The organism is Flavobacterium sp. WC2416, from assembly GCF_041200095.1.
GTDB lineage: Bacteria > Bacteroidota > Bacteroidia > Flavobacteriales > Flavobacteriaceae > Flavobacterium.
Map to the genome: position 1 here is coordinate 945,670 of NZ_CP165626.1, position 23,447 is coordinate 969,116.

Consider the following 23,447-nt stretch of genomic DNA (forward strand, 5'->3'; position numbering starts at 1 on the left):
AAGAAATTTAATTTCTCAAGGCTTAAAATAAAAAATGATGAAAATAAAGTTATTATTAGTTTTACTTCTATTATCGGGATCGATTTATGCACAGCAAGATGCACAGTTTACCCAATATATGTACAATACGATTAATATTAATCCGGCGTATGCTGGATCAAGAGAGTCGATGAATGTGTTTATTTTGCATCGAGCCCAATGGGTTGGTCTAGATGGCGCACCGGTTACTAGTACAGCATCTATAAACACACCTATTGAAGGAAGCAATATTGGTTTAGGATTATCAATTATTAGTGATAAAATAGGACCGTCTGATGAAACCAATGTTGCAGCTGATTTCTCCTATAGTATTGAAACTTCAGATCGATATAGGTTGTCGTTTGGTTTGAAGGCAACAGCTAATTTACTGAACATTGATTTTAACAAATTGAACCAGTATGACAGTGGTGATAATATTTTTTCCGCTAATGTGGATAATAAATTCTCGCCAAATATAGGAGTTGGTTTGTATTATCATTCTGACGATACATATTTTGGTATTTCTGCGCCTAACTTGTTAGAGACGAAACATTTTGATCGTTATGCAGGGACTGGTTCAAATACACATATAGCTACAGAAAAAATACATTATTATTTAATAGCTGGACATGTTTTTGACTTAACCGGAGATGTGAAATTCAAACCATCGATCCTAACTAAAGTGGTACAAGGGGCTCCTTTACAAGTTGATTTATCAGGAAATTTTTTGATAAACGAAAAATTTGTAGCAGGGATTGCTTATCGATGGAGTGCAGCTATAAGTGCTATGGTTGGTTTTCAAGCTAGTGATTCTTGGTTTATCGGTTATGGTTATGACTTAGAAACTACGAAACTTGCTAATTATAATTCTGGTTCACATGAAATCTTTTTAAGATATGAATTGTTCAATAAGTACGATAGAATAGTATCTCCAAGATTCTTTTAATTAATTTATTATGAAAATTAAATCCTACGTTTACATTGTCCTTTTAAGTCTGCTAAGTCTTAAGGGACATGCTCAAAAAGCCAAAGTAGCTGCAGCTGATAAAAAATATGAGCAGTATGCTTACATTGATGCAATTTCAACTTATGAAAGAGTAGCAGAAAAAGGGTACAAAGACGAAAAAATGTTTCAAAAATTGGGTAATGCTTATTATTTCAATGCAGAATTAGATAAGGCTGCCAAGTGGTACGGTGAACTTTTTTTGCTGAATGAGAATCAAGAGCCAGAATATCTTTATAGGTATTCACAAGCACTTAAGTCAATTGGAGAATATGCTAAAGCAGACAAAATGCTTGATCAGTTTAACAAGAAGTCTGGAAATGACTTAAGAGCTAAATTATACGAAAAGCATAAAGATTATTTAGAAGAAATTAAAGCAAATTCGGGCCGATTTAACGTCGAGGATGCCGGAATCAATTCGGAATTTTCAGATTATGGGACCTCTTTTTCAGGTAACAAATTGGTTTTTGCTTCAGCTCGTGATACTGGTGGGATTTCTAAAAAAGTTTTTAAGTGGACCAATCAATCTTTTACTAATTTGTATAGTTCTGAAGTACAATCAAATGGAAAATTAGAAGAACCAAAACGCTTTGGAAACAGAATTAATTCAAAGTTTCATGAATCTACACCCGTTTTTACAAAAGATGGTTCAACAATGTACTTTACCAGAAATAATTTTCTAGACGGCAAAAAAGGAAAAGACAGTAAAAGAATTACTTTACTAAAAATATATAAAGCAACTTTAGAAGACGGAGAGTGGAAGGATGTCACCGAATTACCATTCAATAGCAATCAATACAGTGTTGCTCATCCTGCTCTAAGTAATGATGATAAAACGTTATATTTTGCTTCAGATATGCCAGGAACTTTTGGACAGTCTGATTTATTTAAAGTAACAATTAATGAAGACGGAACATATTCAACTCCTGAGAATTTAGGCACAAAAATCAATACTGAAGGAAGAGAAACATTTCCTTTCGTCAGTGATGATAACGAGTTGTATTTTGCTACTGATGGCCGTCCAGGACTTGGAGGGTTAGATATTTATGTTGCTAAAATTGAAAAGGACAAAAGTTTTAACGAAGTCCAAAATGTAGGTGCTCCAATTAATGGACCTAAAGATGATTTTGGTTTTTTTATTGATAGCAAAAGCCGTATCGGTTTTTTTACATCTAATAGAGAAGGAGGAAAGGGATATGATGATATCTATAAATTTTCTGAAACAAAGAAGCTGACATGTGAACAAATCTTAAAAGGAACAATCACTGATAAAGAGTCAGGAGATTTCCTTGAAGATGCAAAAATGAGTTTGTTTGATGAGAAATATCAGTTGTTAAAAGGAAATGTAACTAATAAAAGAGGGCAGTATAGTTTCGAAGTTGAATGTGGAAAAACGTATTACGTACGTGCTGAGAAACGTAATTATGAAACGAAGGAAGGTTCGATTTCTATTGAAAAAGTAAATGGAGAAAGTTATTTGTCTCTTGAATTAGAAAAACGAATCAAACCAATAGGAGTGGGCACTGATCTTGCCAAAACTTTAGATATTCCAATTATTTATTTTGACTTAGATAAATCTTTCATAAGAAAAGATGCAGCTTTTGAGTTAGAAAAAATAGTTGCTGTAATGAATGAATTTCCTAAAATTAAAATTGATATACGCTCACATACTGATAGCCGACAAACAGCACAATATAATGAAGCATTATCTGATAGAAGAGCCAAGTCAACTAGAGATTGGTTGATTAAAAATGGTATAGATGCAAGTCGATTAACAGCTAAAGGATATGGAGAATCTCAATTGGTAAATAAATGTGCAGATGGTGTTCAATGTACAGAAGCCGAGCATCAAGCGAATAGACGCAGTGAATTTGTTGTTATTTCGATGGAATAATAAATGAAATATTTTTATTGCCTTTTGGTAATAGAACTAATATAAAAAGAGGCTTTTCCATTTTGAAAAAGCCTCTTTTTTTTAATTAAAAATGGAATATTACTCTTCAATATAAGTCTTGTTCCCGTTTTTGTTTATATAATATTTTCCTCCTCTAGGTCCAGTATAAACTTTTTTACCATTGTACTCACCAGTAATTTTATCAGCTACTTTTGGTGCTTTTTCTGTAGTTTCCTTAATTTTTGGTTTTACTTTTTTAGTCGTTGCTTTTGCACTTTTATTTGCTGAGCTAGTAGCAACTCTAAGGTTTTTCTTAGCTACACTAGTTGCTTGTTTTTTAGTCTCTTTCTCAGTTTCGATTTTTGTAGTTGTTTTTACAGCTTCCTTTTTTGCAGCAATTGTAGCTTTTCTCTTTTCATTTGCTGCTTGCTTTTTTGCTTCTTTCTCTGCATCAAGCTTTGCCTTTGCTTCCGCTTCTTTTTTAGCAGCAATAGTCGCCTTTCTTTTTTCGTTAGCAGCTTGCTTTTTGGCCTCTTTTTCTGCTTCCGCTTTAGCCACTGATTTGTCTGCCTTTTCTACCTTTTCTGTTGTAGCTTTAGTGACTTTCTTTTTAGCCACCGCTTCTTGTGCATAAAAACTATTTGACAACACAAATGCTAAACAAAACAACAATAATTTTTTCATAATAGTCTGTTTTTTAAGATTAAAGAATAAAAGTAATAAATTAATTATTACGAAAATAAAATCACAATAATTAAGCCAATTAATTTAAAAGTAGGCTCTCAGTTGAATGTTTCCAGTATGTATTGCTGGACTAGACTCACTCTTTCTTCCTTGGTAATTCAAGTTAATATCAAGGAACTCTGTTATGTTTTTTTGTAAGAGTAATCTCCAAGTAATATTTTGCCCTGTTTGTAGTCCTTCGAGCATTTGAAAACCTACTGAGGAGAATTCATTACCAGTAAATTTATTTTGATAAAAGGAAACTTCTCCATTCATCGTGATTTTTTTATCATTGGCATAAGAAAAAGATGTTCCAAAACGATTTTGATTTAACGTTTCTAAATTTCCAATGGTGTTTTCTTTGTTTTGTAATTCATAGAATATATCCCAACTTGTATTTTTGGAAAATAAATAACTGATTTTAGGAGCCAGTTGATATCCGGTAATGGTATAATTTTTTTCAGAAAAGTTTTCGGATAGTATTGAAGTTTTTATTGTTTTTGCAAATGTACTAAACAACCAACTTTTTTGGTATAAATGGGAATATTGGATTTGATGAGAATTGTTCTTGGATTGTTGTGATCCAATTGAAAGTAGATTTTTTGTTTGATTTTGAAGATAGGTATAGGTTACGGAATGCTGTTGTTTTCCTCGATTGTAAAACAAACTATTTCTGAAACTCGAACTCAGACCCAACACATTTTCTTGTGAAGATTTAAATGGATTAAATTCGAAATTATCTCCTTCATTTTTTGTTTTTCGATCGATGAGATAAGAAGTTTGATTATAAAAATAAGAGAGTATTCGTTTAAAGTTATCCTCATTTTGCCATTGATTTGGATTTAATATCAAGGATTGTGAAAACTTAGTTTGATGTGTTTTTATATAAACTCTATTTGGTAAATAAACCCGAATGTATTTTGCTTGATCAATAAAGGCGGCAATTTCAAACTCTTGTAATTCTTGAATATTGTTATTATTGTAATCATTCCATGTATAGACTCCTTGCCCGGCAGGTACTTCTAAGTAAGTGAATTCTTGTTGAGGAAGTGTGCCAGAATTCGTTTCGTACGAGCTGGTACTTTGAATTAATTGATTAAAAAAGCGGTCATTATACAGTATGCGTGAATTTAAGGAAGGCTCACTTTTTTTGGATTCTTCGTTATAATCCAAAACTCTATAGTTGGCATAAATTGACAAATCACTTTTGTTAGTTTGAATTAATTTAGATTTCAAATAATACGTTTTTGAGCTGTTTACTCTTTGCAATTGATTATTTTGAATACTATCATTCACCCGATTTAGAAAACCGAATTGAACATAGACTGCGGTGCTGTCACCACGTCCTGCAAAAAAACCGTATTCAGAAAATTTTTGGCTTAATGATGTAAATTGATTTGTTGATTTGTTTTTTTCTTGGTTGTCTTCTAAACGTTGACTACTTCCAATCCAGTTTTTATAAAAATGGTAGCGTACTTGAGATTGACTTCTAATGAATTTTGAAGTATTAGTTATTGCATCACTTTTTAAGTAACTACTTTGGTTTTGAAAGCTCCAGTTTTTAAGCTGAAACTGACCCTTTAGAAGATTTCTATTTCCTGAAAAACTATCTGAGAAATCCAGTTTTTCAAATTGATAATTGATAATGCCGTTGCTTTGATTTTTATTATTTGGACTTAAATTAAAATTTAACCCCGTGACCAATAAACTTTGATTTCCTATAGTTGATCCGCCTAGGTTCCAGTCTCTGTCAAATTCTATGGTGTAAAGACGCTCGACAGTTTTAAAATTTTTCTGAGTGAATTGATAATTTGCAAATGCATCTATTGTCCATTTTTTTGAAAAAAGACGTTGCTTCGTGTTTATTTTAGCACTTATACCTTGGTTATTCGAGTCATCAATAGTTGAGAATAAATTTAGATCGTTGTTGCTAATTCCAAGTTCAAAATCAACTAAAGTTTTTTCAGAAGGATTATATTTTCCTAAAAATGTTGCTACTTGAATTTTAGTAGGTGCCACTAGTTGAATGATGGGCTCATAATCACCTTGAGGAATAGTATTTATTGGAGGAACATATTCATAAATTCGACTGAGGTTAGATGCGTCTTTTAAGACATAATTTCCTTTATTTATGCCCACTGAACTAAATCGAACATTGAATAATTCATCTTCTGAATTAGTAGAGTATTCAAAAATTTCAATAGTATTTACTATCTTTTTTGCATAGAGTACTTTATTATTCGAATAACTATCCGCATATGCCGAAGGAGCTACCATTAAACTAGTATTGTCACCTGCATTTACTAATATTTGCGCTTGTTCTGTAGATAAATTTTGTTGTAGAGGTTGATTTTTTATATCATTCTCAGAATAGATATAACTGCCAAAACTCCAGTTTTTATTTTCATGAGTTGCTCCAACATAAGTTACAAGGCGAGTGTAATTCCTGTCAGAATATTGATATTCGATTGCAATTCGCATCTCGGAAGTTATTGTAAAAAGAGGGGTGAAGATTATTTCTCCGGCATTGTAATCAATGGTGTAATCGTTATTTTCTCCTCTTTTCAGCAAAGTTCCATTGACATAAACTCTTTCCGAACCAGATACAACCAGCACATACAGCTCACCGTTTTGACCCTTCAATTTGTACGGACCTTGGTTTCCTTCAATACCAATAAAATTACTTTTGGCGTATTGCCCTTTAACAAGCGCTACTGATGTGAAAATATTAGTTTTGTTTTCGTCACTTCCAAATTCAAAATATGTCGAAAGTCCCTGTACTTTTTTATTGAAATTAAGGAATTGAGATTTATGATTTTCTAGAAATACATCACCAGCTCTTATATTCCATTTATCACTATATAGTTCCATGAAAACATTGTCAAACTGATCTAATTTTTGAGAATAACCCCCATCTTGTAAAGGGATGTTGCTGTCTTGAAGTGAAGCTCTTAAATTTACTTTTTCGGATATTTTTCCTGTAATTTGTAAATCTAAATTTGAATTTAAAACAGTATTCTGATTGTTTCCTATAGTAACGCCACGCGTAATACTTCCGGATGTACTTAATCCATCAAACGGCACGTTTTCTTGAATAGGAGTTGGATCAATTCTATACTGTTTTTCCGAATCAATATCAGTACTTACCAATCTGCTGGAATCGTAAATCTGGTATACTTTGGTTAGAAATTCTGGGTATTTTAAATAATATACAGTGATGGAATCTGTCTTGTTGTAGACTTCCTCATTTAAAATTAGTGTTCCTTTTTTAAAATCTACTTTGTAAGATTTAGAATCAATGAGTTGATTATTTGCGTTCAGTAGTTTTAGAAAACTGGAGTTTAGACTTTCGTTTTCTATATGGATGGTATCCTTAGATGGCGCAATTTTTTTGCTTTGATATAATGATTTGTTTTCCTGGGCATAAATCCCAGAAAAACAAATAATCATTAGTATTAGCAGTGCTTTTTTTAACATAAAGAGAATAACGTCTATATGTCAAAAGTAGTGTATTCTATATAATTTTCGTCTTGTAAAAAGACAGCGCAAAAGAAATGATATTTAATTTTCGCTAGTTACAATTTGCATCGTCTCCGTACTGACTTGCTTCAAAATTACTTTTTTTCCTTGTTCTACTGTTTGTGCAGCAGCATCGTTAAAATGTCTAATGGTATATAAAGTAACGTTTTGGCTAAAGTCAACTTTAAATTTCTTAGACAATATAGCATTCATTTCTGTAAAATTATCAAACTTATCTTCAACGCATACAGAGAAACTAATAGCCGAATTCTGGATTAAGTTCACTTTAAGTTTAAACTGATGGAATAAAGCAAAAATCTCACTGATATTTTCTTCCATGATAAAAGAGAAATCAATTGAAGAAAGAGAAATTAACAATTGGTTTCTTTTTACAATAAAACAAGGCAGGTAAGGTTCTAATGCAACTCCTTTTGAAACACTTGTTCCTTTTAGTAAAGGATTGATAAATGATTTTACATATAATGGAATTTCCTTTTTTTGTAAAGGTTGTAATGTTTTTGGGTGAATAACGGTTGCTCCATAAAAGGCTAACTCAATTGCTTCACGATACGATATCTGGTTTAATAAACTGGCATTTTCAAAATACCTAGGATCCGCATTCATTACACCAGGAACATCTTTCCAGATGGTAACACTTTCGGCATTTAGGCAATAAGCAAAAATGGCAGCAGTATAATCAGACCCTTCACGACCTAATGTTGTTGTGAAGTTGTTGTCATCTGATCCCAAAAATCCTTGAGTAATGTTTAAAATTTTTCTTTTTACATTTTTCGAAATATTTTTTTGTGTCAATTCCCAATCTACCTCGGCATCTCTGTAATTCGAATCTGTTTTTATAAAATTTCGAACATCTATCCACTGCGTTTTTATACCCATGAAATTCATGAAATGACTCAAAATGGTAGTAGAAATCAATTCACCATAACTTACAATTTGGTCATAAACAAAGTTGTAATTAGGTGATTTATTATGAGATAAGAAAAATTCTAAATCAGCAAATTGTAATTTTACAGCTTCAAACACATTATTTTTATCATCCTCAAATAAATCCAATAAGATTTGATTATGATATTTTTTTACTTCTTGAACAGAAGATTGTAATTCAGCCGATTTATCAAAATAGTTTTTGATAACCATTTCAAGGGCATTAGTAGTTTTTCCCATTGCAGATACTACTAATAAAACATCCTCGTAACCTACTTTTTGTAAAACGTCATAAACATTTTTAATTCCCTCAGCATCTTTTACAGAAGCTCCACCAAATTTGAATACTCTCATAATAATTTTTAAAAAATGTAATCTTATACTTTATTTTAACTTGTTTTCTAGAAAGTCATTAATTCCTTCTTCATCCATTTGAACATTATCCCAATCTCTTAATACTTTAGCGCCTGATTTTTCATAAAAATCTATTGCTGGTGTATTCCAGTCAAGAACATTCCATTCAATTCTACGAACGTTATCTTTTTTTCCTTGTTTTATAATTTCAGAATATAATGCGTAGCCTAATCCTGTTCCGCGCATTTTATCCTTTACCACTAAATCTTCTAGATGAAGTGTTTTTCCTTTCCATGTAGAATAGCGATAATAGTAAAGAGCAATACCTACTATTTCCGAATCTACTTCGGCTACAAAAACATGAAATAAGGGATTAGCACCAAAACCATCTCTTACTAAATCTTCAGCAGTTATTAAAACCGCATCTGGTTCTTTTTCAAAAATAGCTAATTCTTGAATAAGGTCAAGTACCGCAACCATATCTTCTGATTTTCCTTTTCTAATTTTCATGAATTCTTATTTTTTAGGTTATTTGCTAAAAATAAAGCTTTTTAAACACTTGTTTTTTCTTTTTTTTACACAAATATACAATAGACGCAAACTAACTAAATTTTATTCAATTCATTTTCACAAAAAAAACGATATTTGTGACTTCAAAAAAACTACAACGATTTCGTAATGAAAGAACGCAACACAACACTAGGAGAATTCATCATTGAAAACCAAAATGCCTTTCAATATTCGTCAGGTGAATTATCAAGGATTATCAATTCCATTCGTTTGGCAGCCAAGGTTGTCAATTACAAAGTTAATAAAGCAGGTCTGGTTGATATTATTGGGGCAGCTGGAGAACAAAATATTCAAGGAGAAGATCAGCAAAAATTAGATGTATATGCCAATGAAGTTTTTATTCAAACTTTAATCAATAGGGAAATTGTTTGTGGTATTGCTTCTGAAGAAAATGATGAATTTATAACAGTTGAAGGAAGTGATCATAGTCATAACAATAAATACGTTGTGCTCATGGATCCATTAGATGGCTCTTCTAATATAGATGTAAATGTTTCTGTTGGAACTATTTTTTCGGTTTATAGAAGAATAACTCCTATAGGAACACCTGTTACTTTAGAAGATTTTTTGCAACCTGGTACAAATCAAGTTGCTGCTGGATATGTTATTTATGGAACATCAACGATGATTGTTTATACTACAGGTCATGGAGTAAATGGTTTTACCTTAAATCCCGCTATTGGGACGTTTTACTTATCACATCCTGATATGAAGTTTTCTGAAGATGGAAATATCTATTCCATAAATGAGGGGAATTATATCCATTTTCCACAAGGAGTAAAAAATTATCTTAAGTATTGTCAATCCGAAGAAGGAGACAGGCCTTATACTTCTCGCTATATAGGAAGTTTGGTTTCGGATATTCATAGGAATATGATCAAAGGAGGTATTTATATTTACCCTACAAGTTCTAAAGCTCCAAAAGGAAAATTAAGATTACTCTATGAGTGTAATCCAATGGCTTTTATTGTTGAACAAGCTGGAGGAAAAGCGTCTGATGGTTTTGGAAGAATAATGGAAATTGAACCAACAGAATTGCATGAAAGAGTACCTTTCTTTTGTGGGAGTTACAATATGGTTGAAAAAGCAGAGGAGTTTATGCTTGAAGCCAAATTGAGTAAGTATTAAAAATATAAAAAAAGCTTCCGAAATTTCGGAAGCTTTTTTTATATAATTAGTTCATTTTTTCCGCTTTCTCTATTTCTAGTATGAAAGTATCTAAATCTGCTTTTTCATCTGCTAATGAAAGTGCTGTTGCAACAACAGCTTTTACGTTTTCGGGTGTGAATCCAATACCTAAACTAAGTTTTTCTAGCATCACTTCTTGGTTGTCACCTAAATGGTGATCAACATTTACGATTCGAGCCAAATCAAATAAACGCTCAATTCTTTGAGAGTTTAAGTAAGGAGGGTTGATTGGGTATTTTGTTGGGTTCTCTAAAATTTCTTCGTATTCTGCTGCAGATATTTCAAGTCTTATGGCTAATTTGTCTAGAAACTCTTTTTCTTCTGGAGCAAAAACACCATCAGCTAATGCTAATCTTACTATAGAAGCAAAGTGACCTTTGTTTCTTTGTTTGAATTCGTTATCAAATAAATCTGAAAATGACATAGTTAATTTTTTATTTATATTCGACAAAGATAATTCAATTTTTAAATTATTAATTTTCTTTTTAATTTTTCTTTAACAACCTTAGTTTTAATTATAATATTATTCTTGGAATTGGGATTTCGAATCCAACATTTTCAAAATAAATCGTAAGTTTACAACCCCTTTATCAATTTAATAAAAAAACCTATGTCAGAATTTTGGATTTATTTTCAAATAGGATTAAAACATGTTTTAGATATACATTCTTATGATCATGTTTTGTTTTTAATCGCTTTGGCGGTTCCATTCTCTTTTAGAGATTGGAAAAGAATTATACTCTTAGTTTCCCTTTTTACAATTGGGCATACTATGGCCTTGATTCTTTCTGTATTTGGAATTATTGCTATTAAAGTTAATGTTGTAGAATTATTAATTCCTATAACCATATTAGTAACGGCGCTATTTAACCTTTTTACAGCTGGTAAGTCGAACAAGAAAGAAAGCATTAATTTGGTATTTTTTATTGTACTGTTCTTTGGGATTGTTCATGGTTTGGGATTTTCAAATTATTTTAAATCCATTCTTGGCGGAACGGCAACCTCTAAATTACTGCCATTAGGAGAATTTTCCTTAGGTATTGAGTCGGCACAAATTGTAGTTGTTTTTATTGTTTTAGTTTTGTCATATATTGTTCAAACCATTTTTAGGTTTTCTAAAAGAGATTGGACTTTGGTTATGTCAGCATTTATAATAGGGGTAGTATTGCCTATGATTATTGAAAATGAAATTTGGTTTAGATAATAAAATGGAAGATAAAAAGTTAAATAAGTACGATAAAGCCTACCTCAGAATTGCAACAGAGTGGGGGCTTTTGTCCTACTGTAAGCGTAAACAAGTAGGTGCTATTATTGTTCGCGACCGAATGATAATTTCTGATGGATATAATGGAACTCCTTCTGGTTTTGAAAATTGTTGTGAAGACGAAGAAGGATTAACACGTTGGGATGTTTTACATGCAGAAGCTAATGCCATATTAAAGGTGGCAAGATCTACTCAATCCTGCGAAGGAGCAACTTTGTATATTACACTTTCACCCTGTAAAGAATGTAGTAAATTGATACATCAATCGGGTATAAAGAGAGTAGTGTATCACAAAGGATATCGAGATGATTCTGGAATTCAGTTTTTAAAGAAAGCGGGTGTGGTGGTCGAACATATTCCATTATTAGAAGAATAAATGAACATCAATAAAATATATTTGCCTATAATTATTTGTGCAACGCTGTCGTTGGGGATCGTTCTTGGTAAGTATTTTAATAATTCCAATGATGATTTTCTAGTAGCAAAAAGTAGTTCTAAAAACAAACTCAATAAATTAATTGATTTCATTGATAATGAGTACGTTGATGATGTAAATACGGATTCAATTGTGAATATTACAGTTGATAATATTTTAGGACAACTAGATCCACATTCTGTATATGTTCCGCCAAGTGAGCAAGCGCAAGTTGCAGAAAACATGAAAGGTAATTTTGTGGGAATTGGCGTTAATTTTTACATGTATAATGATTCAGTAGCGATAATAAAACCAGTTGAAAATGGCCCTTCGGCAAAAGCGGGAATCAAAGCGGGTGACCGAATTTTATATGCCGATAAGACAAAATTATTTGGTCGTAAATTACCTAGTGATAGTTTATATTCCTATTTAAAAGGAGAGAAAGGCTCGGAAGTATCACTCACTATTTATAGAAAATCGGAGCATAAAAAATTAAAATTAAATATTATCCGAGATGTCATTCCTTTAAAAAGTGTGGATGTTTCATTATTACTAAATGCCAAAACAGGATATATAAAAATAAACCGATTTGCAGAAACCACTTATGAGGAATTTAAAGTTGGTTTGTTGAAATTGAAAAAAGAAGGTGCTCAAACATTGGTTATTGATCTTAGGGATAATGGTGGTGGATACATGGAAGAAGCCATTGAAATTGCTGATGAATTATTGAAAGATAAAGAGTTAATTGTTTTCACCAAAAATAAAAAAGGGAAGGTTGATAAAACCTATGCAACAAAAAAAGGAGACTTTGAAACTGGAAATGTTTTTGTTTTAATTAATGAGAATAGTGCTTCAGCAAGTGAGATTTTAGCGGGTGCTATACAAGATAATGACCGAGGAACTATTGTGGGACGTCGTTCTTTTGGGAAAGGATTAGTACAGCGTGAAATGGATTTTGACGATGGTTCGGCAGTTAGATTAACTGTTGCTAGATATTATACCCCCACTGGTCGCTCTATACAAAAACCGTACACAAAAGGGAATGAATCCTATTTTAAGGAGTCGGAATCTCGATTTGCTAATGGGGAATTGTACGAGAAAGACAGTATTAAAGTAGTGGATAGTCTTAAATTCAAAACGCCAAAAGGGAAACTAGTTTACGGTGGAGGAGGGATTGTTCCTGATGTTTTTGTTCCTATTGCTTTAGAACACGGAAATGAGAACACTGTTTATCTCATGCAATCTGGAATTGTTGGAAATTTTGTTTTCGAACAATTAGACAAAAACCGTACTGTTTTTAAAGGATTGTCTTTAGAGCAATTTGTTGCAAAAATGAACGAAACCGATTTGTATTTTAATGCTTTCCAAAAGTTTCTTTCCAAAAATGGGTTGGATATAAAATTTGTCAAAAACAAGGCGATTGTGAAGCGATACCTTACAGCCGAACTAGCTAGACAGTTTTATGGAGAGAGCAGTTATTATGAGGTGATTTTAAAAGAAGACGCAATGATAAAAGCAGTCTTAAAATAAATACATCTCAATTTGTGCTAGGGTAAGATTTTAATTTTAAAAATAATGATGAAGAAACTCTTTTTTTTACTGGTACTATTATCGACTTTTTCGGGAATTGCACAACAACAATATTCGTTAGAAAAAGACATTCATTATTATTCAGATTCACTAAGTAAAAGTGATAAATATATAGACTCTCAATGTACTTTGGATATTTATTATCCTAAAAAAACGAGCAATTTCGCTACAGTGGTTTGGTTTCATGGAGGAGGACTTACTGGAGGACATAAAGAAATACCAACTGCATTATTAGAAAAAGGTTTCGCAGTAATAGGAGTAGGCTATAGGTTTTCACCCAAAGTGAAAGCACCAGTGTATATTGAGGATGCTGCTGCGGCGATAGCGTGGGCTTTTCAACATATTAGTAATTATGGAGGGAATCCGAATTTAATTTTTTTATCGGGGCATTCGGCTGGCGGTTATCTTACTATGATGGTAGGTCTTGATAAAAAGTATTTAAGTAAGTATGGCATTGACGCCAATAAAATAGCAGGAAACATTCCTTTTAGTGGGCATACAATTACTCATTTTACCATTCGTAAAGAAAAAGGGATGAATGATATTCAGCCTTTAATAGATGAATATGCACCTCTTTATTTTGTTCGTCCTGATGCGCCACCCTTAGTACTTATTACGGGTGATCCTGAATTGGAAATGTTGGGACGTTATGAAGAAAATGCCTATATGTGGCGTATGATGAAACTTGCAGGTCACAAACGTACTACGTTATACAAGCTCGAAGGATTTGATCATGTCTCCATGCCTGAGCCTGCTTTTCCTTTATTGATAAAAGAAGTTAATGCTATTACAAAGGAAATTTTGGAGAAGAAATAAGATTCATTCCGTATCGGTTTCTTAGTAAATTGATTCTTTTTAAGGTCTTTTATTTTTCACTATCCCAATCTTTTCTAAAGCGAATAAGTTCTTTGTCAATCATTACTTTAGATGTATTTAATAAAAATTCAGCATCATCGGAATAGATTGGTGGGAAATAAGTAATCTTTATTTCGGTAGTTGGTTTTCCAAAACATTTTAAAAAATGAGGGATAAAAGTGTCGTCATTTACAAAGGCATCTGATTTTACTTTATAGTCTATTGCAACAGGAATTATTGCTGCTTTTATTTGAGTTGCAGTTTTAAACGAACCATAATTAAAAGGTAATGTGGTGGGTAAAATATCAGTTGTTCCTTCAGGGAAATTAATTATTGAAGATCCTTCATTTAGTGTTTTCTTGATCATGTCACACGTTTTCTGTCTGCTGTCTTGGCACTCTCGTTCAACAAAAATCACTCCTGATATTTTACAGAGATAGCCAATAAGTGGCCATGACGCTACTTCTTTTTTGCCTACAGGATAAGCATGAATATGACTTACAATTACTATTGGATCAAAATAAGAACGGTGATTGGCTACAATTAACCCTTGAGTTTTCGGTAATTCACCATAAACAATAGTGCGGATTCCTAAAATTTGATTTGTTGTTTTTATTATAAAATCACGTAGGATTAGGGCATTGCGATTTGTAGTTTTTTCACTCCAAAAAAAACTTGCCAAATAAAAGGTTAATGAAAAAAAGGAAATATATAGGATAAAAACGATAAGTCTGAGTAGGCCAAGTAGAAATGAAAACATAGTGTTGATTTATAAAAAAGGTAAATCTACTATTAATTTTCTAATATGCTAATTTCTATTTATCTAATGCTGTCGTGCGCATGGGTTTGGATGCCGTTATTCCATAAAGTAAGAATATCTGTAGCTACCGCAGCGCCACTTCCTGCAGCAATAGCCAGCTGGCTTCTCCATCCTGCCAAAGTTCCGATAACATAAATTCCATCAGCGACTTTATGATCTGAATTTTGTAGCTGGATTCGTTGTTTTTCGGGTAGTGCTTTTCGGTGTGGTTCTACATATTGCATTAATCCTTCAATAGCAAACGTATTTGCGGATCCTATACCAATAACAACAATTTTACTTGTATAGGTGTTTTTATTTGTAGTAATAGTAAACTCTGGATAAACCCCTTCAACTTTAAGGACTTTTTCGTTTGGTATTTGCTTTATATGAGGATAAGCCTCTGATAAATGTTGTGTACTTTCTTGTAGTAGAGTAGTCCCTAATGTTCCTGGAGCAATTCCATAGGCATTATTAAAAAGGGCGTCCTGAAGCGAAGATGCTTTTTGATGAGTGATAACTCCAATTTGCTTGTCAGTGACAAAGGATTTGTTTTTTGCAGAACCTAAGACAAGTGCACAAGATATCCCTGAAACTCCACCACCAATAATTAATACATCGAACATAGGTGTTATAACTTATCATTCATTTTTTCTTCTATCTTTTTAGACATTCTAAAAATTAAAAGAATTAATACAGCACAAAACGAAGCGGCAATTCCTATGAAAGCAACTACGCTATCTCCTTGAAACGGGTGTTTGAAGTCTAACAAAGTAATATTGAAAACAATAAGTGCCAATGCTAGAAACACTAATATGTTAGTAAAGATTTTCATAATGTTTTTTTTTTGTTCCGAAAATATAAAAAATATTGAGAGTGTTCTTTTTAAAAAATGTTTTTCTCTTAAAAATCAGATTATATTTACAGAGTACATTAGGGGGTAAATTTATAAAAAAAAATATTAGACAAACAAACCTTTAACATTAGCGCCGAATAATTTAACAGCAATTGCCAGCAAAACAACTCCAAAAACTTTTCTGATGACACCTAAGCCAGATTTTCCAAGCATTTGCTCGATTTTTGAAGATGATTTTAAAACTAGGTAAACGACGATCATATTGAGTAAAATGGCAATAATGATGTTGATTGTATGGTATTGAGATTTTAAGGATAACAAAGTGGTCATGGTTCCAGCGCCAGCAATTAATGGGAAGGCAATGGGAACGATTGAAGCAGTTGTAGATTCCTCTTCGTCCTTATATAAACGAATACCTAAAATCATTTCTAAAGCTAGAAAAAATAATACAAAAGAACCAGCCACTGCAAATGAATTGACATCAATTCCAATTATGTTTAGCAATTCTTCTCCAGCAAAAAGAAATAGAATCATAATGATCATGGCTACAATAGTGGCTTTCTCAGACTGGATATGCCCTACTTTAGTACGTAAATCAACAATAATAGGAATGCTTCCTAAAATATCAATTACGGCAAACAATACCATTCCAACGGTAGCAATTTCTTTCCAACTTAACTCAAACATTTTTTTAATTTTTTATGGGCACAAAAGTACAATTATTTTTGATTTTTAAATGCTTTACGGAGATAGCTATTTCTCTCTCTTTTTTTGATGTAAATTGATTAAAAATGAACTATTTGTGTTAAAAAAAGAAATTGTTCCTAAATAAAAAACAGAGTTGCTGTACGGGTTTATTTATGGTCTTTAATAATAGTGGTTTAAACCGCAGTGGTTTTATTGCTTATGACGCTTTCCTTTGCAACTTGATTACTTTAATGCTACCTTTGCATTCTCAATAGTTATAAAAAAAAGCATGTTTCAATTAGGAAAAACCATCGTTTCAGAAGATATATTAAGCAAAGATTTTGTTTGCAATTTGTCCGCTTGTAAAGGGGCTTGTTGTGTAGACGGAGATGCTGGTGCACCACTAAGTTTAGAGGAGACAAAAATTCTGGAAGAAATCTATCCAAAAGTAAAACCGTTTCTTCGTAAACAAGGAATTGAAGCTATCGAGGCACAAGGAGTTTGGGTAAACGGAACGGATGGTGATCTTGAAACGCCACTGATTGACAATAAAGATTGTGCTTATGTTATTTTTGATGGTAAAACGGCACTTTGTGGTATTGAACAAGCCTACAATCAAGGAATAATTGACTGGAAAAAACCTGTTTCTTGTCATTTATATCCAATACGTGTAAAAGATTTCACTGAATTTGCCGCTGTTAATTATGACAAATGGGATATTTGTGATCCAGCCTGTTCACTAGGTAAAGAGCTTGAAGTACCTGTTTATAAATTTGTAAAAGAGGCTTTAGTTCGAAAATTTGGTGAGGATTGGTATTTAGAGCTTGAAAAAGTGGCTCTTGAGATGAAACTTTAATTCATTTGCATCTTAGATTAAAGTATTTTGTTTTCGATTCGATTATCCGAAACAAATTGTCTATTAATTTTTATTTGGAAGGAAAAAATTTAACAAAAAAACATTGTTAAATCATTGTATTTGGATTTTAAAAATCCTATGTATTACGGTGCTTAACGACACTTTTAAATTTTTAAAATACTGTTTTTCAGTCAATTGTATTTACGTCAAAAAAGAATCCTAATTTTTATGTTTGTTAAAAACTAGTGCCGATTGTGGATAAGTTTGGCTTTTAATAATGGCAATATTTTCCAATCTTTGTAATCCACGGAATACATAAATTTTCAAAAAATAAACAACTACAATGTCGCAAATTGAACCAATATTACAAGAGAATAAAAATCGTTTCGTAATTTTTCCTATCAAGCACCATGATATATGGGAATTTTATAAAAGTATGGAAGCTAGTTTTTGGACAGCTGAAGAAATAGATTTATCACAAGACTTAAATGACTGGAATAATAAACTTTCTGATGACGAGCGTTATTTTGTAAAACATATCTTAGCTTTTTTTGCTGCTTCAGATGGTATCGTAAATGAAAATTTAGCTGAAAATTTTGTAAACGAAGTACAATATGCGGAAGCAAAATTCTTTTATGGTTTTCAAATCATGATGGAGAATATTCATAGTGAAACGTATTCTTTATTAATTGATACTTATGTAAAAGATGAAGCTGAGAAAGATGAATTGTTTAATGCATTAGAAGTTTTCCCTGCCATTAAGAAAAAAGCAGATTGGGCTTTACAATGGATTGAATCGGATTCATTTGCAGAACGATTAATTGCTTTTGCAGCAGTAGAAGGGATTTTCTTCTCGGGAGCATTTTGTTCTATTTACTGGTTGAAAAAACGTGGATTAATGCCTGGATTAACTTTTTCTAATGAGTTGATTTCTCGTGACGAAGGAGTTCATTGTGATTTTGCAGTGCATTTACACAACCATCACTTGGTGAATAAAGTGCCAAAAGAAAGAATTAGAAGTATTATTGTAGATGCGTTAAACATCGAAAGAGAATTTATTACGGAATCACTTCCTGTGAGTTTGATAGGGATGAATGCAGTTTTGATGACTCAATATTTAGAGTTTGTGGCTGATAGATTATTGGTGGAATTAGGTTGTGAAAGAGAATACAATACTACAAATCCTTTTGATTTCATGGATATGATTTCGTTGCAAGGGAAAACCAATTTCTTCGAAAAGAAAGTGGCTGAATATCAAAAATCAGGTGTGATGAACACGGATGGTGATGCTCAAAAAATATCTTTTGATGCTGATTTTTAGAAATTAGCTTTTAGGTTACCGGTGGCAGCTAGCCCCGATGGAAGGGAATATCCTTTGTGTTTTTTTCTTTAAAAAACACAAAGATAGGAATGAGAGCGGGATTAGCTTCCCAAAAAAAATTAACAAATACCCAAAAAATAGAAAAGGGATTTTCTGTTTTTTAAAAAACAATTGAGCTTATGTATGTAATTAAAAGAGATGGTCACAAAGAACCAGTAATGTTTGACAAAATCACGGATAGAATTAAAAAGCTATGCTATGGTTTAAATGATTTGGTAGATGCTGTGAAAGTGGCAATGCGTGTTATTGAAGGACTTTACGATGGGGTTTCGACATCAGAATTGGATAATTTGGCAGCTGAAACAGCAGCGTCAATGACTATCGCACACCCTGATTATGCTCAATTAGCGGCTCGAATTGCCATTTCAAATTTACATTCGAATACTAACAAATCGTTCTCAGAAACGATGAACGAAATGTTTCATTATGTTAATCCAAGAAATGGTCAAAAAGCACCATTATTATCAGAAGAAGTACATAAAGTAATTCAAGAAAATGCTGAATTTTTAAATTCACATATTATATATAATAGAGATTTTAACTACGATTATTTTGGTTTCAAAACATTAGAACGTTCTTATTTGCTTAAAATAAACGGGAAAATTGTAGAGCGACCACAACATATGTTGATGCGTGTTTCTGTGGGGATTCACTTGGATGATTTAGATTCTGTTTTAGAAACGTATGACTTAATGTCTAAAAAGTTCTTTACACATGCTACGCCAACCTTGTTTAATTCAGGAACTCCAAAACCTCAAATGTCTTCTTGTTTCCTTTTGGCTATGCAAGATGATAGTATTGATGGAATTTATGATACGTTGAAGCAAACGGCAAAAATTTCTCAATCAGCAGGTGGAGTAGGTCTTTCTATTCATAATGTTCGTGCGACAGGTTCTTATATACGTGGTACTAACGGAACGTCAAACGGGATTGTTCCTATGTTGCGTGTGTTTAATGATACAGCACGTTATGTAGATCAAGGTGGAGGAAAACGTAAAGGAAGTTTTGCTATTTACATCGAAACGTGGCATGCGGATATCTTTGACTTCTTAGACTTGAAAAAGAATACTGGAAAAGAAGAAATGCGTGCTAGAGATTTATTCTTTGCGATGTGGACTTCAGATTTATTCATGAAGCGTGTACAAGAAGACGGGAATTGGACTTTAATGTGTCCTAACGAATGCCCTGGATTGTATGATGTGTATGGTGAAGAATTTGAAAAAATGTACACTGATTATGAAAAAGCAGGTAAAGGTAGAAAAACGATCAAAGCGCATGAATTGTGGGAGAAAATTCTAGAATCTCAAATCGAGACTGGAACGCCATACATGTTATATAAAGATGCGGCTAACCGTAAATCAAACCAAAAGAATTTAGGAACGATTCGTTCGTCTAACTTGTGTACGGAGATTATGGAGTACACCTCTCCAGATGAGGTAGCGGTTTGTAACCTAGCTTCACTTTCATTACCAATGTTTGTTGAGAATGGAAAATTTGATCATGACGCTTTGTATAAAGTGACCAAACGTGTTACAAGAAACTTAAATAAAGTAATCGATAGGAATTATTATCCTGTTGAAGAGGCTAAAAACTCTAATATGCGTCACAGACCAATTGGTCTTGGAGTACAAGGATTAGCGGATGCATTTATTATGTTGCGTTTGCCTTTTACATCTGATGAGGCTAAAAAACTAAACCAAGAAATTTTTGAAACTTTATATTTTGCAGCTGTAACGGCTTCAATGGAAATGGCCAAAGAAGAAGGGCCGTATTCTACTTTCAAAGGGTCACCAATTTCTCAAGGAGAATTCCAACACAATTTGTGGGGAATGAAAGATGAAGAACTATCTGGTCGTTGGGATTGGGGTTCTTTAAGAAAAGAAGTGGTTGAACATGGAGTTCGTAACTCTTTATTGGTAGCGCCTATGCCAACAGCTTCTACTTCACAAATCTTAGGTAACAATGAAGCATTTGAACCTTATACGTCTAATATTTATACTAGAAGAGTACTTTCGGGTGAGTTTATTGTAGTGAACAAACATTTGTTACATGACTTAGTAGAACGTGGTTTATGGAACGAAACGTTGAAACAAGAATTGATGCGTAATAACGGTTCAGTTCAGGACTTAAACATTCCGCAAGATTTGAAAGAACTGTATAAAACTGTTTGGGAAATGTCAATGAAAGATATTATAGATATGTCACGTCAACGTGGTTATTTTGTAGATCAATCTCAATCATTGAACTTGTTTATGCAAAATGCTAACTATTCTAAATTGACTTCTATGCATTTCTATGCATGGCAATCTGGATTGAAAACAGGAATGTATTATTTAAGAACGAAAGCGGCAGTGGATGCGATTAAATTTACATTGAACAACGATAAAAAAACAGAACCAATAGAAATTAAAGAACAAGAAGTTGCAATTGCAGTGGAAGCAGTAGAACCAGCGGCCATGAGTGCCGAGGAATACAGAGCAATGATTGAACTGGCTAAAAATGCAGGTCCAGACGATTGTGAAATGTGTGGTAGTTAATATTTAGTTATAAAAAACAAAACCCTTGCTTATTAGTATTTAATTGCAAGGGTTCTTTATGTATTTTAAATGTGATTTCATCAATTCTTATTGTGAGAAATTGATAAGATTACTATGGGTATAAAAAAAGAAACGCCTCAAGAGAGGCGTCGGACTAAAGATGCTATCTTTAGTGTTGTTTATGTGTTGCAAATATAAGTAAAAAATGATGAGTGAAACAAATGTTTTAACAAAAAAAGAAAGAGTTATCGTTTATATAGATGGTTTTAACTTATATTTTGGGATGTTAGAAGCTGGGCTTGATTATTGTAAGTGGCTGGATTTGATTCTTTTGTCTAATAATTTATTGCAATCTAATCAGGTTTTAGTAGAGGTTAAGTATTTTACTAGTAGGGTAAGTAATAATCCTGAAAAGCAGAAAAGACAAAATACATACATTGAAGCACTTGAGGCTATCGGCGTTAATATTTTTTTTGGAAATTATCAGTCTGATAAAATTGAATGTAAAAGATGTCAAAATGTTTGGCCTAAATTTAACGAGAAAATGACTGATGTTAATATTGCAACACAAATTTTGATTGACGCTTATCAAGATAAATATGATATGGCAATGTTGATTTCTGGCGATAGTGATTTAGTTCCTCCAATGAGAGCAGTACATGAAATTTTTAAGAACAAAAGAGTTTTTGCTGCTTTTCCACCAAAAAGGCATAATCAATCTGTTTCATTGGTTGCAAAAGGGTCATTAACTATTGGTCGAAAAAAACTTGTAGATAGTCAATTTCAACTAGAAGTTATAAAGAAAGATGGATATGTTTTGAAAAAGCCAAAACATTGGTCATAATATAAAGAGCAGCTATCAATTTTGATAGCTGCTCTTTATTTGGAGTTATTTCGGTTTTTAATTGCAACTCAAAAAGCTAAACCGTTCTTTTTGTGAGGTATAATTATATAAAACTAACAAATAATTCTATAAAATGATTGAGCTGCATAGGAGGTATATTTGTAATATCAAATGGCAGAATTATGAGAGCAATTGAAAAAACTAAGGAAATAAGCAAAAAAATGATACATTTATTTTATGCTACTTGTACTAATGAATTGATTGTTTATTCAAAACAAGCTAGTAATATCGAGATATTTATTTTAGCCTTTTTTATAGAATGCAATCGTCTTTTTATTGCCGACAGTTTTTTCATGGATGTGTTTAAAAAATGAATTGAAGACTAACTCGTGTTGGCTTTTGCTAGATCGAGGATTATATTTTAAAATACAGAGTTGCCTTTTTAGGTAGCTTTTTTTTGTTCTGCCTATTCTTTATTTTTTATAAAATAGATTGATTATACTTCATAATCGTGAATATTCTGATTAATATTTTAAGAATAATTCACTATATTTGAGTAGGTTATGGTTTATTAAAATTCTTTTTTAAATTCTTAAAAAAAGCAATTATGAAAAATAAAACATTTACAATTACAGATCATTTGCTTGCTAGTCAAGGGCAGCGTTTCTTGAATCTACTACTTGACTTACTTTTCATTTATATTATTATTTTAAGCGTAGGGACATCCATTATTTTGATAGCAGATGTTGCTAATAAATTTACGGTCTCTGATTGGGTTGAAACCCTAAGTTGGACCGCAATTTTATCCTATGGCTTGTTAATACTGTTTCTTTATTATTTTTTAACCGAGGTTTATTTCTCAAGAACACTAGCTAAATTAGTTACCAGAACTATCGTGGTTAAAAGTGATGGTTTAAAGCCTACAATCGATATGATTTTTATTCGAACTATTTGTCGTTTTATCCCTTTTGAGGGCTTGTCCTACTTAGGATCCGTTTCTTGGGGATGGCATGATCGCTTTTCAGGGACTTATGTAGTTAAGAAAAGGAAATTAGCGAAAAGCATACAGTACTTTAATCATCCAGAAGAATTTGGTAGAGCCGAATAATCAAAAAACCCTAGTGCGTATGAGACACTAGGGTTTTTGCT

21 protein-coding genes are annotated in these 23,447 nt (G+C 32.3%); 12 read left to right on the plus strand and 9 right to left on the minus strand.

The annotated features are described in order from the left end of the window. Positions 1-37 precede the first annotated feature (37 nt). Together AB3G39_RS03870 and AB3G39_RS03875 are read left to right on the plus strand one after the other, a co-directional pair. Positions 38-964, plus strand: coding sequence for a type IX secretion system membrane protein PorP/SprF (locus AB3G39_RS03870; RefSeq protein WP_369766259.1), 927 nt, complete (start codon positions 38-40; stop codon positions 962-964). A 10-nt stretch (positions 965-974) separates the two neighbouring features. Continuing rightward, the gene (locus AB3G39_RS03875) at positions 975-2,915 is read left to right on the plus strand and encodes an OmpA family protein (RefSeq protein ID WP_369752655.1); all 1,941 of its coding nucleotides are present in this window, start codon (positions 975-977) and stop codon (positions 2,913-2,915) included. Positions 2,916-3,014: 99 nt separating this feature from the next. On the opposite strand, the gene AB3G39_RS03880 is transcribed toward AB3G39_RS03875, so the two are convergent. From AB3G39_RS03880 to AB3G39_RS03895, 4 genes are all read right to left on the minus strand, one after another. Next, complete coding sequence (locus AB3G39_RS03880) at positions 3,015-3,599, minus strand: hypothetical protein (protein ID WP_369752654.1); 585 nt, start codon at positions 3,597-3,599, stop codon at positions 3,015-3,017. An 84-nt stretch (positions 3,600-3,683) separates the two neighbouring features. Then, positions 3,684-7,115, minus strand: a complete 3,432-nt coding sequence (locus AB3G39_RS03885) for a hypothetical protein (RefSeq protein ID WP_369766072.1) — start codon at positions 7,113-7,115, stop codon at positions 3,684-3,686. Positions 7,116-7,199: 84 nt separating this feature from the next. Then, positions 7,200-8,456, minus strand: a complete 1,257-nt coding sequence (locus tag AB3G39_RS03890) for an aspartate kinase (protein WP_367772314.1) — start codon at positions 8,454-8,456, stop codon at positions 7,200-7,202. 30 nt (positions 8,457-8,486) lie between these two features. Then, positions 8,487-8,966 carry an N-acetyltransferase family protein gene (locus tag AB3G39_RS03895; protein WP_369766074.1) on the minus strand — a complete coding sequence of 160 codons (480 nt, stop codon included), beginning with the start codon at positions 8,964-8,966 and terminating at the stop codon, positions 8,487-8,489. A 168-nt stretch (positions 8,967-9,134) separates the two neighbouring features. Here AB3G39_RS03895 and fbp point away from each other — a divergent pair, with 168 nt between their 5' ends. Continuing rightward, on the plus strand, positions 9,135-10,154 hold the full coding sequence (gene fbp / locus AB3G39_RS03900) for a class 1 fructose-bisphosphatase (protein ID WP_367772310.1): 1,020 nt from the start codon (positions 9,135-9,137) through the stop codon (positions 10,152-10,154). 46 nt (positions 10,155-10,200) lie between these two features. On the opposite strand, the gene AB3G39_RS03905 is transcribed toward fbp, so the two are convergent. Beyond that, the gene (locus tag AB3G39_RS03905) at positions 10,201-10,638 is read right to left on the minus strand and encodes a TerB family tellurite resistance protein (RefSeq protein ID WP_367755578.1); all 438 of its coding nucleotides are present in this window, start codon (positions 10,636-10,638) and stop codon (positions 10,201-10,203) included. Positions 10,639-10,824: 186 nt separating this feature from the next. On the opposite strand from AB3G39_RS03905, the gene AB3G39_RS03910 reads away from it, so the two are divergent. Genes AB3G39_RS03910 through AB3G39_RS03925 form a run of 4 tightly spaced genes read left to right on the plus strand, consistent with a single transcriptional unit; the run spans position 10,825 to position 14,299 of the window. Further along, the gene (locus tag AB3G39_RS03910) at positions 10,825-11,418 is read left to right on the plus strand and encodes a HupE/UreJ family protein (protein ID WP_369766075.1); all 594 of its coding nucleotides are present in this window, start codon (positions 10,825-10,827) and stop codon (positions 11,416-11,418) included. A 4-nt stretch (positions 11,419-11,422) separates the two neighbouring features. Then, positions 11,423-11,854, plus strand: a complete 432-nt coding sequence (locus AB3G39_RS03915) for a cytidine/deoxycytidylate deaminase family protein (protein WP_367774073.1) — start codon at positions 11,423-11,425, stop codon at positions 11,852-11,854. Then, a complete protein-coding gene (locus AB3G39_RS03920) occupies positions 11,855-13,423 on the plus strand; it encodes a S41 family peptidase (RefSeq protein WP_367772306.1) in 1,569 nt (522 codons plus the stop codon). It begins immediately after the preceding gene. 45 nt (positions 13,424-13,468) lie between these two features. Continuing rightward, positions 13,469-14,299, plus strand: a complete 831-nt coding sequence (locus AB3G39_RS03925; RefSeq protein WP_369766076.1) for an alpha/beta hydrolase — start codon at positions 13,469-13,471, stop codon at positions 14,297-14,299. A gap of 49 nt (positions 14,300-14,348) precedes the next feature. Here the strand turns inward: AB3G39_RS03925 and AB3G39_RS03930 are convergent, their stop codons facing one another. The 4 genes from AB3G39_RS03930 to AB3G39_RS03945 form a co-directional block, all read right to left on the minus strand. Next, complete coding sequence (locus AB3G39_RS03930) at positions 14,349-15,020, minus strand: lysophospholipid acyltransferase family protein (protein ID WP_369752651.1); 672 nt, start codon at positions 15,018-15,020, stop codon at positions 14,349-14,351. Between the two features lie 137 nt (positions 15,021-15,157). Continuing rightward, the gene (locus AB3G39_RS03935; RefSeq protein WP_367772300.1) at positions 15,158-15,763 is read right to left on the minus strand and encodes an FAD-dependent oxidoreductase; all 606 of its coding nucleotides are present in this window, start codon (positions 15,761-15,763) and stop codon (positions 15,158-15,160) included. Between the two features lie 5 nt (positions 15,764-15,768). After that, positions 15,769-15,972: a hypothetical protein gene (locus AB3G39_RS03940; RefSeq protein WP_367755567.1), complete on the minus strand. Its 204-nt coding sequence runs from the start codon at positions 15,970-15,972 to the stop codon at positions 15,769-15,771. 126 nt (positions 15,973-16,098) lie between these two features. Beyond that, positions 16,099-16,680, minus strand: coding sequence for a MarC family protein (locus tag AB3G39_RS03945; RefSeq protein ID WP_367772298.1), 582 nt, complete (start codon positions 16,678-16,680; stop codon positions 16,099-16,101). A 289-nt stretch (positions 16,681-16,969) separates the two neighbouring features. On the opposite strand from AB3G39_RS03945, the gene AB3G39_RS03950 reads away from it, so the two are divergent. The 5 genes from AB3G39_RS03950 to AB3G39_RS03970 all read left to right on the plus strand — a co-directional run bounded on the left by AB3G39_RS03950 (position 16,970) and on the right by AB3G39_RS03970 (position 23,406). Further along, entirely contained in the window at positions 16,970-17,536 is a 567-nt protein-coding gene (locus tag AB3G39_RS03950; RefSeq protein ID WP_369766077.1) for a DUF3109 family protein, read from the plus strand. A 343-nt stretch (positions 17,537-17,879) separates the two neighbouring features. Then, positions 17,880-18,857: a ribonucleotide-diphosphate reductase subunit beta gene (locus AB3G39_RS03955; protein ID WP_187018179.1), complete on the plus strand. Its 978-nt coding sequence runs from the start codon at positions 17,880-17,882 to the stop codon at positions 18,855-18,857. A gap of 179 nt (positions 18,858-19,036) precedes the next feature. Beyond that, positions 19,037-21,454, plus strand: a complete 2,418-nt coding sequence (locus AB3G39_RS03960; protein ID WP_367755559.1) for a ribonucleoside-diphosphate reductase subunit alpha — start codon at positions 19,037-19,039, stop codon at positions 21,452-21,454. Between the two features lie 205 nt (positions 21,455-21,659). Continuing rightward, complete coding sequence (locus AB3G39_RS03965; protein ID WP_369752649.1) at positions 21,660-22,298, plus strand: NYN domain-containing protein; 639 nt, start codon at positions 21,660-21,662, stop codon at positions 22,296-22,298. Positions 22,299-22,905: 607 nt separating this feature from the next. Next, positions 22,906-23,406, plus strand: coding sequence for an RDD family protein (locus AB3G39_RS03970; protein WP_369769703.1), 501 nt, complete (start codon positions 22,906-22,908; stop codon positions 23,404-23,406). The last annotated feature ends 41 nt before the right edge of the window (positions 23,407-23,447 follow it).

What these genes read in the sequence shown, in the direction of transcription:
- AB3G39_RS03870 (WP_369766259.1), top strand. Translation starts at nt 38, where the DNA reads ATGAAAATAAAGTTATTATTAGTTTTACTTCTATTATCGGGATCGATT.
- AB3G39_RS03875 (WP_369752655.1), top strand. Translation starts at nt 975, where the DNA reads ATGAAAATTAAATCCTACGTTTACATTGTCCTTTTAAGTCTGCTAAGT.
- AB3G39_RS03880 (WP_369752654.1), bottom strand. Translation starts at nt 3,599, where the DNA reads ATGAAAAAATTATTGTTGTTTTGTTTAGCATTTGTGTTGTCAAATAGT.
- AB3G39_RS03885 (WP_369766072.1), bottom strand. Translation starts at nt 7,115, where the DNA reads ATGTTAAAAAAAGCACTGCTAATACTAATGATTATTTGTTTTTCTGGG.
- AB3G39_RS03890 (WP_367772314.1), bottom strand. Translation starts at nt 8,456, where the DNA reads ATGAGAGTATTCAAATTTGGTGGAGCTTCTGTAAAAGATGCTGAGGGA.
- AB3G39_RS03895 (WP_369766074.1), bottom strand. Translation starts at nt 8,966, where the DNA reads ATGAAAATTAGAAAAGGAAAATCAGAAGATATGGTTGCGGTACTTGAC.
- fbp (WP_367772310.1), top strand. Translation starts at nt 9,135, where the DNA reads ATGAAAGAACGCAACACAACACTAGGAGAATTCATCATTGAAAACCAA.
- AB3G39_RS03905 (WP_367755578.1), bottom strand. Translation starts at nt 10,638, where the DNA reads ATGTCATTTTCAGATTTATTTGATAACGAATTCAAACAAAGAAACAAA.
- AB3G39_RS03910 (WP_369766075.1), top strand. Translation starts at nt 10,825, where the DNA reads ATGTCAGAATTTTGGATTTATTTTCAAATAGGATTAAAACATGTTTTA.
- AB3G39_RS03915 (WP_367774073.1), top strand. Translation starts at nt 11,423, where the DNA reads ATGGAAGATAAAAAGTTAAATAAGTACGATAAAGCCTACCTCAGAATT.
- AB3G39_RS03920 (WP_367772306.1), top strand. Translation starts at nt 11,855, where the DNA reads ATGAACATCAATAAAATATATTTGCCTATAATTATTTGTGCAACGCTG.
- AB3G39_RS03925 (WP_369766076.1), top strand. Translation starts at nt 13,469, where the DNA reads ATGATGAAGAAACTCTTTTTTTTACTGGTACTATTATCGACTTTTTCG.
- AB3G39_RS03935 (WP_367772300.1), bottom strand. Translation starts at nt 15,763, where the DNA reads ATGTTCGATGTATTAATTATTGGTGGTGGAGTTTCAGGGATATCTTGT.
- AB3G39_RS03940 (WP_367755567.1), bottom strand. Translation starts at nt 15,972, where the DNA reads ATGAAAATCTTTACTAACATATTAGTGTTTCTAGCATTGGCACTTATT.
- AB3G39_RS03945 (WP_367772298.1), bottom strand. Translation starts at nt 16,680, where the DNA reads ATGTTTGAGTTAAGTTGGAAAGAAATTGCTACCGTTGGAATGGTATTG.
- AB3G39_RS03950 (WP_369766077.1), top strand. Translation starts at nt 16,970, where the DNA reads ATGTTTCAATTAGGAAAAACCATCGTTTCAGAAGATATATTAAGCAAA.
- AB3G39_RS03955 (WP_187018179.1), top strand. Translation starts at nt 17,880, where the DNA reads ATGTCGCAAATTGAACCAATATTACAAGAGAATAAAAATCGTTTCGTA.
- AB3G39_RS03960 (WP_367755559.1), top strand. Translation starts at nt 19,037, where the DNA reads ATGTATGTAATTAAAAGAGATGGTCACAAAGAACCAGTAATGTTTGAC.
- AB3G39_RS03965 (WP_369752649.1), top strand. Translation starts at nt 21,660, where the DNA reads ATGATGAGTGAAACAAATGTTTTAACAAAAAAAGAAAGAGTTATCGTT.
- AB3G39_RS03970 (WP_369769703.1), top strand. Translation starts at nt 22,906, where the DNA reads ATGAAAAATAAAACATTTACAATTACAGATCATTTGCTTGCTAGTCAA.